At 71.6% G+C, this 14,709-nt stretch carries 12 protein-coding genes and 1 tRNA gene; 6 read left to right on the forward strand and 7 right to left on the reverse strand.

Annotated elements, in window-relative coordinates:
• Window positions 1-15 precede the first annotated feature (15 nt).
• On the reverse strand, window positions 16-3,612 hold the full coding sequence (locus BLS56_RS22390) for an nSTAND1 domain-containing NTPase (RefSeq protein ID WP_175482979.1): 3,597 nt from the start codon (window positions 3,610-3,612) through the stop codon (window positions 16-18).
• 212 nt (window positions 3,613-3,824) lie between these two features.
• Here BLS56_RS22390 and BLS56_RS22395 point away from each other — a divergent pair, with 212 nt between their 5' ends.
• Window positions 3,825-4,283, forward strand: coding sequence for a hypothetical protein (locus BLS56_RS22395; protein ID WP_091454412.1), 459 nt, complete (start codon window positions 3,825-3,827; stop codon window positions 4,281-4,283).
• A gap of 11 nt (window positions 4,284-4,294) precedes the next feature.
• Window positions 4,295-4,711: a hypothetical protein gene (locus BLS56_RS22400; RefSeq protein ID WP_091454413.1), complete on the forward strand. Its 417-nt coding sequence runs from the start codon at window positions 4,295-4,297 to the stop codon at window positions 4,709-4,711.
• Window positions 4,712-4,977: 266 nt separating this feature from the next.
• Here BLS56_RS22400 and BLS56_RS22405 read toward each other — a convergent pair whose 3' ends face one another.
• A complete protein-coding gene (locus BLS56_RS22405) occupies window positions 4,978-5,268 on the reverse strand; it encodes a hypothetical protein (RefSeq protein ID WP_091454415.1) in 291 nt (96 codons plus the stop codon).
• Between the two features lie 44 nt (window positions 5,269-5,312).
• On the opposite strand from BLS56_RS22405, the gene BLS56_RS22410 reads away from it, so the two are divergent.
• On the forward strand, window positions 5,313-6,323 hold the full coding sequence (locus BLS56_RS22410) for an MFS transporter (RefSeq protein WP_228771839.1): 1,011 nt from the start codon (window positions 5,313-5,315) through the stop codon (window positions 6,321-6,323).
• Window positions 6,324-6,381: 58 nt separating this feature from the next.
• Here BLS56_RS22410 and BLS56_RS22415 read toward each other — a convergent pair whose 3' ends face one another.
• The 3 genes from BLS56_RS22415 to BLS56_RS22425 all read right to left on the reverse strand — a co-directional run bounded on the left by BLS56_RS22415 (window position 6,382) and on the right by BLS56_RS22425 (window position 10,393).
• A complete protein-coding gene (locus tag BLS56_RS22415) occupies window positions 6,382-8,730 on the reverse strand; it encodes a hypothetical protein (RefSeq protein ID WP_091454418.1) in 2,349 nt (782 codons plus the stop codon).
• Window positions 8,727-8,984 carry a hypothetical protein gene (locus BLS56_RS22420; RefSeq protein WP_091454419.1) on the reverse strand — a complete coding sequence of 86 codons (258 nt, stop codon included), beginning with the start codon at window positions 8,982-8,984 and terminating at the stop codon, window positions 8,727-8,729. The genes BLS56_RS22415 and BLS56_RS22420 overlap by 4 nt, the downstream gene beginning before the upstream one ends.
• Window positions 8,985-10,317: 1,333 nt before the next feature.
• A tRNA-Lys gene (locus BLS56_RS22425) sits at window positions 10,318-10,393 on the reverse strand.
• A 165-nt stretch (window positions 10,394-10,558) separates the two neighbouring features.
• Here BLS56_RS22425 and BLS56_RS22430 point away from each other — a divergent pair.
• The gene (locus BLS56_RS22430; RefSeq protein ID WP_091454420.1) at window positions 10,559-11,764 is read left to right on the forward strand and encodes a L,D-transpeptidase family protein; all 1,206 of its coding nucleotides are present in this window, start codon (window positions 10,559-10,561) and stop codon (window positions 11,762-11,764) included.
• A gap of 7 nt (window positions 11,765-11,771) precedes the next feature.
• Here the strand turns inward: BLS56_RS22430 and BLS56_RS22435 are convergent, their stop codons facing one another.
• Together BLS56_RS22435 and BLS56_RS22440 are read right to left on the reverse strand one after the other, a co-directional pair.
• Window positions 11,772-11,984 (reverse strand): RNA-binding S4 domain-containing protein, encoded by a 213-nt coding sequence (locus BLS56_RS22435; RefSeq protein WP_091454423.1) that lies wholly within the window; start codon window positions 11,982-11,984, stop codon window positions 11,772-11,774.
• 65 nt (window positions 11,985-12,049) lie between these two features.
• A complete protein-coding gene (locus tag BLS56_RS22440) occupies window positions 12,050-12,823 on the reverse strand; it encodes a S1 family peptidase (protein WP_091454425.1) in 774 nt (257 codons plus the stop codon).
• Between the two features lie 254 nt (window positions 12,824-13,077).
• On the opposite strand from BLS56_RS22440, the gene BLS56_RS22445 reads away from it, so the two are divergent.
• Window positions 13,078-13,497, forward strand: a complete 420-nt coding sequence (locus tag BLS56_RS22445) for a calcium-binding protein (RefSeq protein WP_175482980.1) — start codon at window positions 13,078-13,080, stop codon at window positions 13,495-13,497.
• 339 nt (window positions 13,498-13,836) lie between these two features.
• The gene (locus tag BLS56_RS22450) at window positions 13,837-14,604 is read left to right on the forward strand and encodes an AfsR/SARP family transcriptional regulator (RefSeq protein ID WP_228771841.1); all 768 of its coding nucleotides are present in this window, start codon (window positions 13,837-13,839) and stop codon (window positions 14,602-14,604) included.
• The last annotated feature ends 105 nt before the right edge of the window (window positions 14,605-14,709 follow it).

The following is a 14,709-nucleotide window of genomic DNA, read 5'->3' on the forward strand; positions in this document are numbered from 1 at the left end:
GTGAAACGCCAAGAATCACGGGCACAGTGTCCGGAACGGCAGGCCGCTGACATGCCGGTCCCACTGCCGCGGCGACAGCGGCGGGCTGGCCAGCGCGCAGATACGGTCGGCGACCTCGTCGGGGTCGGTGCTCCACAGCCGCACGGTGTGGTCGCTGCCCGCGGTGGCGATCTGCCCGCCGTCCGGGCGGAACCCGACGGCGCGCACCGGTCCGGTGTGCCCGGCGAGCACGGCCAGCGGCTGCGGCCGCGCCCGGTCGGCGACCTCCCAGACGCGCGCGGCCCCGTCGTCGCCCGCGGTCGCCAGCAGCCGCCCGTCCGGGCTGAACGCGACCGCGGCGACCGCGGCGGAATGCCCGGTCAGGTCCGCGACCTGCACGGGATCGGCCGGGTCGCCGACGTCGAGCAGGTGCACGGTGTGGTCTTCCGACGCGGTGGCCAGGATGCGGCTGTCCGGCGCGAACGCCACCGCGCTGACCGCGTTGCTGTGGTCGGCCAACCGGGTCAGGAACCGTGGCGCGCGCGGGTCGGACACGTCCCACAGCTGCCCGCTGTAGTCGTTGCTTCCGGTGGCCAGCAGGTGACCGTCCGGGCTGAACGCCAGCCCGAAGATCGCGTTCTCGTGCCCGCCGAGCACCGCGAGCCTGCTGGGCCGCGCCGGGTCGGCGGTGTCCCACAGCGTGACTTTCCAGTCCGTGCCGGTCACGGCCAGCACCCGCCCACCCTGACCGAACACGGCCGCGTGCACGGCCGAGGGGCCCTCGATCGCGGCGATGGGCCGGGCGTCGGCCGGGTCGGAGACGTCCCAGACGCGGGTCGGCCGGTTCTCGCCCGCCACGACGAGCCGCCCGCCGCGCGGGTCGTACGCCAGCGCGGTGACCCGGCCGCCCGGATCGGCCAGCGCGCCCAGCTCCCGCTGGCTGCCCAGCTCGCGCAGGTGGACCGTGCCGTCCTCGTCGCCGACCGCGAGGTGCGGGCGGCCCGGGTCGTAGGCCAGGGCGGTGGCCGAGGACCGGTCGGCGAACACCGGCGGCGGCAGCCGCCACAGCCACAGCCCGCCGAGGTCGTTGCCGGTGGCCAGGAGCCTGCCGTCGGCGGCGAACGCGGCGCGGCGCGCGGGCGCGGGCTGCGCCATCGAGCTGAGCTGCGTGCCGTCCGCGGCGTTCCACATCCGCACCGTCTGGTCGTCGCTGGCGCTGGCGACCATCCGCCCGTCCGGGCTGAACGACACCCCGCGGATCGCGTTGCCGTGCCCGGTCAGCCGCAGCGTGCGCACCGGGTTCCGTGGATCGGCCAGCGACCACAGGTCGATGGTGTGGTCGTCGCTGCCCACGGCCGCCGTCGCGCCGTCCGCGCTGAACGCGACCGCGCGGATGGTGGCCGTGTGCGTGGCCAGCGACGCCAGCCGGACCGGGGCCGCGCCGGAGAGGTCCCACAGCTCGCTGGTGAAGTCGTCGCCCCCGGTCAGCAGCAGCGGCGCCGTCGGGGAGAACGCGAGGCTGCGCACTGTCTTGCTGTGCGCGGGCAGAATCCCGCGGGCGACCGGGCGGGCGCGGTCGCCGACGTCCCACACCGAGACGCCGCCGTCCGCGCGGCCGACCGCGAGCAGGTCCCCGCCCGGGCTCAGCGCCAGCGCCTCGCCCTGGCCGGTGCCGCGGACCACGCCGAGCGGCGCGGGCTGCTCCCCGACCCGCCACAGGCGGGTGTCGTCCACCTCGTCCGCCGTGGCGAGCAGGCCGGACGCGGGGTCGAGCGCCAGCGCGGTGACCGTCTCCGCGCCGCCGCGCAGCACGGCCCCGGCGACCGCGTCGCCGGTGGCGGACACGCCGAAGAACCGCGTCGCGCCGTCGAGGCCCGCGGTGACGAGTGTCTTCCCGTCAGCGGTGAAGGCCAGGTCGGTGATCGACCCGGAGTGCGGCTTCGACCTGGCCACATACGTCGTGCCCGACGCGCTCAGCAGGCTGCCCCTGGCCTGCGGCGTGTCGGCGACCCGGTACGCGGCGAGGCTGAGCTGGGTGGCCAGCGACGGGTCGGTCAGCCGCATCTGGTCGGCCTCCAGGGCCAGCTCCCGGGACACGGCGAGGTCGCGCTGCCGGTCGGACTCCGCGCCGCGCACGACGGCGACCGCGCCCGCGACCACGGCCAGCACCGCGAACACCGCCAGCCCGGCGACCAGCAGCCGCAGCCGCCGGGTCTGCCGCCGCTCCCGGCGCGCCGCGGCGTCGGCGACGGCCCGGCTGGCGGCGAGGAAGTCCCGCTCCGCCGCGCCGAGCCGGTCGCCGTGCTCGGCTGCCCAGTCGGCGGCGAGCACGAGCCGGGGGCCGCGGTAGAGCATGGTCGGATCGCGGTCCTCGGCCTCCCAGGCGCGGGCGGCCTCGGCGAGCTGGTGGTGCACGCGCAGGCCGCCGCGGTCGGCGTCGATCCACTCGCGCAGCCGGGGCCAGGCGTGCAGCAGCGCCTCGTGCGCGATCGTCACCGTGTGCGCGTCCACGGTGAGCAGCCGCGCCGCGGTCAACTCGTTGACGGCGGTGGCGGCCCTGCCCGGCAGGGCGTCACGCGGGGCGGGCCTGCGGGTGTCCTCCTCGTGCTCGCCGACCCGGACCAGCCGCAGCAGCACCTGCCGCGCGGCCTCCCGCTGGCCCGCGTCCAGCGCCGCGTACGCCTGCTCGGCGGTGGACGCGACAGCGTTCTCGATGCCCCCGGTGCGCCGGTAGCCCGCCACGGTCAGCGTCGTGTCCGACCGCTCGTGCCAGGTCACCATCAGCGCGTGCGACAGCAGCGGCAGCGCCCCGGCCGCGCTGGCCCCGACGTCGGCGAGCAGCAGCTCGACCAGCCCCGGCTCCAGCGTCAGCCCCGCGGCCTCGGCCGGGCCGGTGATCGCCGCGCGCAGCTGCGCCGCCGTCATCGGCCCCACGGTGACCTGGTTGTCGCGCAGCCCGGCCAGCAGGTCCGGGTAGGACAGGCAGCGGGCGTAGAAGTCGGCGCGCAGGCTCAGCACGACCAGCGTGCCCGCGCGGGCGAGCGCGCACAGCGCGGCCACGAAGGACTGCCTGCGGCCCTCGTCCGCGCACAGCGTGAAGATCTCCTCGAACTGGTCCACGACCAGCGCCCCCGGCTCGGGCTCGGGCGGCTCGGCCGCGGCCCCGGGCGTGACCACCCGCACCGGCCACCCGGCCGCGCCGGGGATCTCGTCGCGGGCCAGCGCGGGCAGCAGCCCGGCCAGCACCAGCGACGACTTCCCCACCCCGGACGGGCCGACGACCACGACCGGCTTGCGGTTCGCCAGCGCCCGCGCCGCGGTCGCCACCAGGTCCGCGACCGCGTCCTCCCGGCCGAAGAACCAGGCGGCGTCGCCAGCGCCGAACGCGGCGAGCCCGCGGTACGGGCACACCGGCCGCCGCTCGGCCTCGGCCAGCGCGACCAGGCGCCCGCCAGCGCCGAGCGCGTCGTCGAGCCGCTGGGCGAGCTCGACGGAGACCGCCCGCGACCCGGTCTCCAGCTTGCTCAGGTAGCTGCGGCTGTAGTGCACCGCGTCCGCCAAGCCGGTCAGCGACATCCCCCTGCCGGTCCTGGCCTGCCGCAGCTCGCTCCCGAACGACGGTGCGGGGTCCACGCGTTTCTCCTGGTCAGTGCTGTTGCCAAGGCGCGGGCCGAGGACTGTCAACAGCGGATCGCTTCCCCCCGGCCGCGGCGTCTGGCCATGATGGACACGGCCAGCGACCAACCCTAAACCGGTCGACTTCGCGGCCCACTCCCACCCAGAGCGCGCGCCGCTTGGCGTCGCCCACTGGGCATCGATCATGACCCAGAAAGAGGAACACCAGCATGGCCATCACTCGCAAAGCGGTCGCCGCGGCGGCCTTCGTCGCCGCGACGACCGCGCTGGGCGCCACCCCCGCCGCCGCCACCGTGTCCCCCGCGTCGGTGGCCGCCCCCAGCGACAAGGTGTGCGAACCGGCCCACGGCCCGGGCGACTTCAACAAGCACTGCAACGAGGTCGTGGGCAACGGGCTGTCCGTGGACAGCGTCCACGGCTTCCTGCTCTCGTCCAAGATCCCCTACTACCCGGCCCAGATCTGCCGCGTCAAGGTCACGGTGTGGGGCGAGAAGGCCAACGGCCAGCACTACGAGAACTCCCGCGTGAACAACGACTGCGGCCTCGGTTCCCTCGGAGTCCTGTTCCCGCTGAACAACACCCAGTTCAAGAACGGGTCGCTGCTGTGCACGCGGACCTCCTACGAGGGCTACGTCCCCGCGCCCGCCTGCGTCACCATCCGCGCCTGAGAGGAACCGACATGGCAACCAAGAAGACCGCCCGCGCCCTGGCCGCCCTCGCCGCCACGGCCGCGCTGACCACGACCGTCGCCGCCACCCCCGCCGCCGCGACAGCCGAGAGCGGCAAAGACTGCGGCTGGTACACCTGCGTGTCCGTCGACAGCACCGGCCTGCGGGTGAACTCCATGCGCGGCTACGTGACCGGCACGGACCCCACAAAGAACTTCTACGGCTTCTACCGCTTCTTCATAGGCTCGTGGAAGTCGGACAGCTCCACCGGCCGCTGGTGGACCTACAGCGAAGACGTGGTCGTCATCCCCCCACAGACCACCTGGCCGAACGGCACCCTCGCCTGCATGGTCCCCATGCAACAAAACACCTTCGACGACGGCTTCCACGAACTGGAGCGCCCCCACTGCGTGACCCTGCGCCCCTGACCGGGTGAGGCAGGTGGTTGACCGCGTGATCATCCGCATCACTGGGGGTGTCAACCACCGCCACCCGGAGCGGGCTCCTGACCCACTGCCCACTGGGTCAGGAGCCCGCAGGTGGTCACAAAGGACAGCCAGGTCACCCCCTGGCGGACGCTGACAGAAGGCGTCATCGATCCCGATGCCGCCGAAGCCTGCCCGCGGCAGGCCACCGGAGAGCCGAACGGGCGTCGGTTACCCGAATACGCGACCCCACGCCCAGGAGTGGCTGATCAACCCGGGCCGGTCGACTGATCTTCGCGGCGGACCGCGGCACGCCTGGCCCGATGCCAGGCCAAGCCGCCGGACGCCGCCGCTCCAAGACCCAGCGACAGCGGCAAGACCGGCCAAGAGACGCCATCGGCCAACCGCGTGGGGCAGTCATCGCGGCATTGGTAGACGACCTGGTAGCCCTGGTTGACCGAGGTGAGCACCGCGTCATCGTTGGGCAGCAGCAGATATCCCGCGCCGATCGCCAGCGAAGCCCCGGTGATCAGCAGCGTGTTGCGCCAGTCCGGCGTCATGGTGTCTCCCCCAGGTCGACGCAGTCGACATGATGGTAAGGGCGGTGGCTGAATCGACAGCCAGTCTTGCGCTTGCCGTCCAGGTGACCGTCGCGACCGGGCAGGTCGACCGCAAGCGGATGCTGTGCCTGCTGATGGTCGTGCTCGCGGTGGCCGACTTTCTGGCCGCCGCGGCGCCCGCCTACTGGGCAATGCTGCTCTCCCGGGTGCTGGTCGGGTTCGTCATCGGCGCGTTCTGGTCGATCGGCGCCGGGCTGGCCGCGCGGCTGGTCGCCCCCGAGCACGTCGGCCGCGCGACCGCGATCATCTTCTCGTCCGTTCCGCTCGGCTCGGTCCTGGGCGTGCCCGCGGGCACCTTGATCGGCGACGTGTGGGGCTGGCGGGCGGCGTTCGTCGCCATGGGTGTGCTGACCGTCGGCGTCTTCGCGGCGCTGCTGGCGTTCGTGCCGTCGCTGCCGCCGGAGACCCCGACCAGGCTGTCGGTGCTCCGCGACATGCTGCGCGTGCCTGAGACCAGGGTCGGCCTGGCAGTCACCTTCCTCATCGTCATGGCGCACTTCGGCACCTACACCTATGTGACCCCGTTCCTGGAGCAGGTCACCGGGTCCAGTTCCGGCGCCATCACCGTGTACCTGCTGCTCTACGGCGCCGCGGGCATCGTCGGCAACTTCGTCGCGGGCCCCCGCGTCGGCCAAAGCACCCGGGCGGCCTTCATGACCGTCGCCGCGATGCTGGCCGCGGCCACACTGCTGCTGCCCCTGCTCGGCGTGACGGCGGTCGGCGCGGTGGCCCTGCTGATCGTGTGGGGCCTGGCCTACGGCGCGGTCCCGGTCTGCTCGCAGACCTGGTTCGCCAAGGCCGCGCCGCACGTGCCGGAAGCCGCGTCGGTCCTGTTCACCTCGTCATTCCAGGCCACGATCTCGATCGGCGCGCTGCTGGGCGGTTGGGTCCTCGACGCCACATCGCCGTCGGTCGTCATGGTCCTCGGCGGCTGCGCCGCGGTCCTGGCGGTGCTTACCGTGGCCCTGTTCAGCAAACCGGGCAGGCTCACCTGAGTTGCTAAGCCTTGCGGTAGCGGTGAGTCCGGACCATCGCCCACGGCAGGCTCGCCGACTACTGCGGGGAATCCGGCTGGTTCGCGTGGTCGATCAACTGGTCGCCTCTGATGTCGACGCCGACTTTGGCGCCGGGGTTGACCACTACCAGAACGTCCCGCAGCAGCGGGAGCAGCGGGCGCAGGCCGATCCGTTCCGGGGGCGGGGCGCCGTGCGGCAGGAAGCGGTGGGACGAGTAGACCGGCAGCACCAGATTGCCGTTCGCGTCGCGGACGATCGCGGTTGAGCCGTCTGGGGTGGGAAGGGCGAGGAACGGGGAGTCCAGGGCCGCGGCGAGGATGGGCTCGTAGGGCAGCCAGGTCGCGGTGACGAGGTTGAGGATCTTCTCGAACGTGTTTTCCGGCTCCGGCAGGCCGAGGCGGCGGGGGCCGGGGCGGTAGTCGATGTTGAGCCAGGTCTCGCCGGTCGGCTCGCCGTCGGGGCCGATGCGGTAGGCGCCGAGCAGGGTCGGGGTCGGCAGGCCGCCGAGGAGCCGGGGCTCGGCTTCCGGGTCGGCGCACCAGAGCCAGCCGTCCGGGGTGGCGCGGGCTTCTGCGCGCATCGCGTTGGACAGCGGCGGCAGGCCGGGGTGCGGGGGTGTGCTGGGGGTGTACCTCGGGTCGAACATCATGTGCGCCTCGGTCGCCATCGCCTCCACCAGCTCCCAGTTCGGCGGTTTGCCCGGGAGGCCGGGGACGCCGTGCCGGGCGCCGACCAACGCTCCGGCCAGGGCCGCGGTGAGTGGATCCGGGGCGGCGGCGAGGGCGGCCCGCGGGGTGTGGCCGAGTTTCGCTGCGATCAGCAGGGCCCGCTCCCACGGGGTGTCGGGCAGTTGGTCGCGCACCGGGACCTCGCGCTGTTCGCGCAGGTCCAGGATGTGCGGGCACAGGCCGGTCTCGGCCAGCGCGACGTGCGTGGCCCGGGAGTAGGCGCCCCGGGACAGGACTCGGTCGAACACCGGGCTGATCCGCTCGTTCCACAGCGGCCCCGCCGTCCAGTGGTCGCCCGACACGACGGCCGCCAGCAGCGCGTCGACCTCCGGCACGGGCTCGGCGGCGGGCACCAGCGCGTCCAACCAGCCTTCCGCCCGCCGCGGCAGGCGCACCGACCGGCGCTTCTCCTCGGTGCGGATGTGCCCGGCCCGCACGACCGCGTCGGTCGCCCGCAGCAGGGCAGCGGTCAGCGTGCCGTCGCCGCCCGCGGTGGCCTCGCCGAGGGCGAAACCGGTGTACGCGCCCGCCACCCATGCCCAGCCGTGCGGCTGCTTGCCGCGGTAGTCCCACTCGACGGCCTTGCCCAGGGTGGGAGCGACCCACAGCTGCGCGCCGTCGACGCCGCCCCAGGTGCGCTGCGCGCTGGACGGTGGCGGTCCCGGCCGGTCCGCGCAAATCCAGATGAGGGCGTCGGTGAGCGCCGCGCGTTCGGCGCCCTCGATCGTGAAGCCGTTGGCCTTCGCCTCGTCCAGCCGCTCGAACAGGCGCGCCTGCACGATCTTCGCCACGTACGGGTCGACTTCGGGGTTCATGGCCCTGGCCGTCTCGACCACCCGCGCGGTCCAGGTGTCGTGGTCGTACTCCGGCACCTCCCGGTCGACCGCGGGCGGGTGCGGGAACGGCTCGGGCCAGCGGTGCATGGACTCGGTGAGGACCTTCTCCAGCCGCACCTCGGTGGGGTGGCCGGGGTTGACGCGGATCTCGTCGGCGTCCATCACCGTGAGCAGCTCCCGCACCCCGATCTCCCGCCACGACCAGGTGCGCTCGGGCATCCGCACCGGCGAGCTGTACGCGCCCACCCACCGGACTCCGTTGTCGTCCGCGGCTATGAGCCTGCTGTCCCGGCAGTACAGGGTCATGTCGAGGAAGGCGGAGAAGAACCGGGGGTCCTCGCCCAGCCAGCCGCAGTGGTAGTAGAGCAGGACTTTGTCCGCGGGCGTCGTCGGCGCGGGCCAGCCCAACCAGGTCGGGCCGGGCTTGTACTCGGGGTTGCGGCGGTATTCGTCGGACCCGGGCGCGCGCACCCAGCCCAGCACCGCGGCCCGCGGCGCCCCCAGGTGCGCGAAGGCTTGCCGGTCCCAGTCCTGGTCCACGACGGCAAGGTCAGGACCGGGCTCGGGCCAGGTCTCGGGCAGGCCGCGCGAGAACGGCGACGGCGGGCCCGAGGGGACGAACCGGCGCGGCGGGCTGCCGTCGTCGGGGACTTCGACGGCGGGCAGGGGAACGAGGTCGTCGTCCACGGCGGTGTAGGGCACGTGCCAGTGCCCGCGCACCAGCACCACGTCGTCGGCCAGCACGCGCAGCCGGTCCGCGTAGTCGCCGTGGGTGGTGCGAATCCAGGCAAGCGCGGCGGCGATCGCCTCGTCCCGGGTCATCGGTTACGGCCCAGCGCCGCGTCGAACCCACGGGCCAGCCATCCCCGGAAGGCCCGGTAGTCCGCGCTGACGCTGAGCCGCACCACGTGGCCTTCCGGGGCCGCGGTCATCCGGCCGAGCGCGTCAAGCACCACGCGTTCACGCGCGAACCCCACGTAAGGCAGCTGAAGCGCCGCGGCGAGGGCGAGCGCGTCGTGCTGGAACGCGGTGGCTGGGAAGCGGTCGAACCACCTGTCCAAGTGCGCGGCCAGCAAGGCCGCCCATGGCGCCGCGCCGGGGGTGACCAGACGGCGGTGCAGATCGCTATATCACGGCTCAACTCGATCTCCGAACAATGCGTTGTGTCGGACAGGACCAGTTTCGGCAGGCGGGCCGCGCTCACCACCGCGGCGGCAGCCATGACCAAGGCGACCGCGCCGTCCGGCTCGCCACCCGCGTCGGTGTCCACCACCAACGGCGCCCCGGCCTGCGACGGCGGAAACGGCCCACCCGACACCGTTTGCGGCAGTCCGAAGCGCTCGGCCATACCCGAGAGGTGGACTGAGCATCCAAGACCAACGCCCACCGACAAGATCCAGGTGGTCATGGGCGCTCGCTGATAGGCGTTGACACAGAGAAGTGCACGGCCAGGGACTCGAACCCCGCACCGCTGGTTAAGAATCGACTTGGTGATCTGCCAGGTGGTGTCGGACGATGCCGGTCCGGGGTGTCTTGCTGGTCGTGTCCGGTGCTGTGGGTCGGATCGTGCCGCGTGCCGGTAGGGTGTGCCGGTCTTCTCGGGCTCAGCTCGGGCTCGCAGACGTTGCCTGGTTTTGGAGCTGCTGCTCGTTGCCATTGGGCGGGGCAGGCGCGGAGACTGCGGTGATCGCGCCGAGCCGCCGGTGGAAGCGAAGCCGGGTTGTCGGCCCTCTTCGCTGTGGTCGTTGCTTTCACGGTGAGCCGCCCCAGTCGGTGTGTACCAGCCAGATTCCATGTTCTTCGGTCACAACATGTCGGTGTAGGCCGGTACCACGGAATCAGTCATGGCAAGGATGATGCCCGAGGTCGCCTGACCGGTCCGATTCGCCGGTCACCACCACGACATAGCGGCTGGCTGGACTGCCTGTCGTAGGGGCGACCAGCCACCTCACCGGTTGAGGTCCATACACGGGGTGCGCGGGCTGAGAGTTCCCCTTGACTTGATTGTCGGGTCTCGATGCCATGTGATCCTGATCGCGCCGCCGTCCACCGCTCCTCGCGTGCCATGCGACAACGCTCCACCCGCCGGTCAAGCGCAACCGCCAGGCCGAGGGCTCATAGCGTGGCTTCGCAGAAGCCGGCGGCCGTTTGCAAAGATCGTCTAGGACAGCAGGAGTACCCGCAGGCGGCGTGACATAGCGGGCGGCCTGTCCGTCGTCACAACTGAGCACGGGCGGCCTAACTGGGCACTCTCCAATGGGGACCAAACTGGTCACGCCCAAGTTCGGAACACGCCTCCGAAACGAAAGCGGAAGGTGACCCGGCCACATCGTGGATTCATCAAAGATCAACGCCCACCGGCAAGATCCCCTTGACCAGGGATACCTACAGGTGGGCGTCGATACTATGTGGTGCGCCGCCAGGGACTCGAACCCCGAACCCGCTGGTTAAGAGCCAGCTGCTCTGCCAGTTGAGCTAGCGGCGCTCGTCGGGATCTCTCCCGCTGACGGGAGAAAAGTTAGCACAGGGTGGCCGCGGAGCAGAAATCAGGGGGGTTCGCTCGCCCAGCTTGCCGGTCCCACTCCATCGTGTCGGGGTGGTCAGGCACACTGTCGGCAGAGGTCGGAGCATGGCAGAACGGCAGGTCGGTATGGCCAGGGGTGGGCGCGCGCGAGCGTGGGCGAGTGTGATCGGCGTGGCGGTGTTGGCGGTGTCGGCGTGTACGACGGCCGAGTCGACGCCCGCGGTCGGGGGTGGGGATACGACGGGGGCGAGCAGCGTGAGCGCGGCGTCGGAGGCGGCTCCGCTGGGGTTGGCGTTGACGCCCGCGGACAAGGCCGCCGAGGTGGCGCCGGGGGAGCCGGTCGTGGTCGCGGCGACCGGGGGGAAGCTCACCGACGTCAAGGTCACCGGGCAGGACGGCAAGGTGGTGGCGGGCGCGTTATCCGCCGACGGCGCCTCGTGGCGGTCCACTGAGGCCCTGGGGTACGGCAAGACGTACACGACAGCGGCGACGGGGCAAGACAGCGCCGGTAAGACTGTCAGTTCCACCTCGACGTTCACCACGGCCAAGCCGAAGCGGCAGACAGCGCTGTCGATGAACCCGCTGGACGGGCAGAAGGTCGGTGTCGGTCAGCCGTTCGCCTTCTACTTCGATGTGGCGATCGCGGACAAGGCGGCCGTGGAGAAGGCGATCCAGGTCACCGCGACGCCCGCGGCCGAGGGCGCGTTCTACTGGTTCAGCGACAAGGAGGTGCACTGGCGGCCCAAGGAGTACTGGAAGCCGGGCACCACGGTGGTGGTCGACGCCGCCGTCTACGGCAAGCACTTCGGCAACGGCTTCTACGGCCGGGAAGACCGCAAGGCCACCGTCACCATCGGCGACTCGGTGACCGCACTCGTCGACGGCGCCACCCACCAGATGACCGTCACCGTGAACGGCACGGTGGCCCGCACGATCCCGGTCTCGCTGGGCAAGAAGGCCCACGAGACCCCGGTCGGCACCTACGTCGTGATGAGCGAGCACACGAACTACACGATGGACTCGTCCACCTACGGCGTCCCGGTCGACTCAGCCGCCGGGTACCGGACGAAGGTCGCGGTGGCCAGTCGGATGTCGAACAGCGGCATCTTCTACCACTCCGCGCCGTGGTCGGTGAAGGACCAGGGCGCGCGCAACGTGAGCCACGGCTGCATCAACATGTCCACGGAGAACGCCACCTGGCTGCAGAGCATCTCCAGCAAGGGCGACGTGATCGTCGTGCAGAACTCCGGCGGCCCGGTGCTCGAACCGTGGGACGGCCTGAGCGTGTGGCAGATCCCGTGGGAGACCTGGAAAGCAGGCGGCAAGCGGTAAGACCGGGTCAGCGTGTGGTGACGCGGATCTCATCCCGGCCGACGCTCACCACGTCGCCGGGGTGGACCTGCCTGCCACGCCTGGTCTCCTGCTCACCGTTGACGGCCACCTCTTGGGCTTCCAACAGGTCCTTGGCGTGCACGCCGTCCTCGGCCAGGCCCGCCAGCTTGAGCAGTTGGCCGAGCCTGATCATGTCGTCCCGGATCTCGATGTCGCGCACCCGCCCATCATCCCCCTGGCCACGTGGGCGCCCCCACCCGGACTCGGCGGGGACGCCCACGCGCGCTACAGGGCGCCGGTGTGCTGTTCGATCCACGCCTTGTGCGCCACCACGTCGCTGTAGATCGACGGGGCCCGCGCGCACTGCGACCCGCCACCGGAGCGGCTGGTGGCTCCGATCAGCTCCCACGCCCCGCCGACGGCCTTGACCTCAGGCCCTCCCGAGTCGCCATAGCAGGCACCGGCGACGCCACCGGGGTTGTTCGTGCAGATCTCGATCGAGCCGGTGATCCCGCCGCACCGGCTGTCGGCCACGATCGAGGTGTCGAGCTGCTGCAGGGTCACCGGCGCCCCGCAGCCGCCCGGGGTCGCGCAGGTCTGGCCCCAGCCGATGGCCCGGGTCGGCGTTCCCACCGCCCCCGACGCGGCCGAGATCCGCACCGGCGCCTGCGTGACACCGCTGCTGAGCTGCACCAACGCGATGTCGTACGCGGTGCGGTAATTGGGGTGGATGATGATGCGCGACGCACGCGCCACCGTGCCGCCGCTGGTCCGGTTGGTCGTCCCGATCCGCGCCACGACGCCGCTCGGCGACTTGCCCTGGACGCAGTGGGCCGCGGTGACGACCCAGTTGGACTTGATCAGCGAGCCGCCGCAGAAGTGGCCGCCCGAGGTGTTCTGCAGGGACACCATGAAGCTGTAGGTCTGGGTGGCGTTGCCGCCGCCCACGATCATCGGAGCCATCGGCCCGTCCTCGGGCGCCGCCGTCGCAGCCGACGGCGCGACGACCGCCGTCGCCACGGCGGCCAGCACGCCCACGAGCAGGGTGCGAACCTTCATCAGGATCTCTCCTTCCGCACCGGGGCCCTCGACCCGGTGACGAACGAAACGTAGGTACCGCCCGCGGCCGGTGGACACCCGTCGATCGTCGTCACCAGTTGCCGGCGGCCCGCCGCCAGTCGGCTTCGCCCGCGTCACGCTGCGGTGACGCCCCGGCGGGAAGACTCAGGTCATCCGAACAATTCGTTCAGGGCAATGGAGGAAAAATGAGATCTCGCGCGCTTTACTCAGTTCTTTTCGCGGGAACAGTGGTCGTGGGCGGGCTGGCGACCGGAGGCTCCGCGTCCGCCGCCGCCAACTGCGTGATCGGACCCGGGGTCACGCAAACCAACACCACGGTGACCGGTTCCGGTGCGAACGACACGATCGATTGCACCAACTCGGACCCCGGCAAGACGATCTACGGCAACGGTGGCAACGACACCATCACCGGCACCGCTTTCAACGACGTCATTCACGGCAACGACGGCAACGACACGCTCACCGGAGGCATCGGAAACGACACGTTGAGCGGCGGTTTGGGCGAGGACACCGTCAACGGCAGCGCGGGCAACGACTCGCTGACCGGCCCCGGCACCGACTTCGCCGTCGACACCCTCAGCGGCGGCACCGGCACCGACAAGTGCGGCGCCATCGGCATCCCGCCGGACATCCGCAGCAGCTGCGAGTCGTAGAACGGCTCGCCCCGCGACCAGAATCGCGGGCGCGGCGACTGACGTCGAACGGCTCGGCCGGTGCGGGCCGGGTCGTTCTGGCGTTGCGCGAATGCCCCCATATTCCACTCTTTCGAGTGAAATATGGGGTGAGCTGTATCGATGGGATTTCTGCCGATTTTGGTCGAGGGTAGCGTGGGTTGCGGTAAACCGTGGCAGCGAGGATGCTGGACTTCCGAGAACACCCCGCAGGCGGCTCTCGGCGCGCTCATCCGCCGCCGCTTCTCGACAGTGGAAGAAATCGGTAGCGACCATGCCGCACACACCGGCTATCCACCTCGAACCGATGTCACCGCGATCGTGAGCATCCTGGTCTCGACGGCGACACCGCCCCGGCAGGCCATTCCGCGCGGCGGCACGGGCGTGCGGGTCTCGTTGCTCGGCGGGTTCCGGTTGCTCGCCGACGACCGTGTCCTGCCGGTCTCCGGCGGCACCGAGCGCCTGCTGGCTTTCGTGGCCCTGCATCACCAAGCCGCCGGTCGGTTGCTCGTGGCGGGCACTTTGTGGTCGGAGGTCTCGGAGGTCCGCGCGTACGCGACGCTGCGCTCTGCGCTGTCCCGGATGGACCCGGCCAGCCGCGAGACGCTGAAGGTCATGCCGTTAAGCCTGCAGTTGGCCCAGGGGGTGGGAGTGGACCTGCGCGATGCCCAGGCGCTCGCCCGTCGGCTGATCACCGCCCGCAGACCGGCCGAAGCGGACCTCGGCGCGGGCGCGGTCGCCAGTCTCTCCCTGGAACTGCTGCCCCTCTGGTACGACGACTGGGTGTTGCGCGAAGCCGAGGACTGGCGGCAACTGCGCCTGCACGCCCTGGAGGCCCTCGCCGACGGTCTCACCGCCGTTGGCCGCTTCGCCGAGGCCACCACCGCCGCGGGCGCCGCCGTCCGCGCCGACCCCTTACGCGAGACAGCCCACTCCGGCCTCATCCGAGTCCACTTGGCTGAGGGAAACCAGTCCGAAGCCCTCCGCGCCTTCGCCCGCTTCAGCCACCTCCTCCACACCGACCTGGGCCTGACCCCCACCCCCCGCTGCCAAGCCCTGGTGGCCAACCTCCTCAACCCCCACCCCTAGCAGCCAGAAACCCCCGCTACTAGCAGCCAAATATCCACCGAAGTCCAAGGCGGGCCAGTCGCGCGCGTGTGAGAAGTCCCCGCCCAACACACCCCCGCGATTGGC

This window comes from Actinokineospora iranica (assembly GCF_900101685.1).
Taxonomy (GTDB): Bacteria; Actinomycetota; Actinomycetes; order Mycobacteriales; family Pseudonocardiaceae; genus Actinokineospora; species Actinokineospora iranica.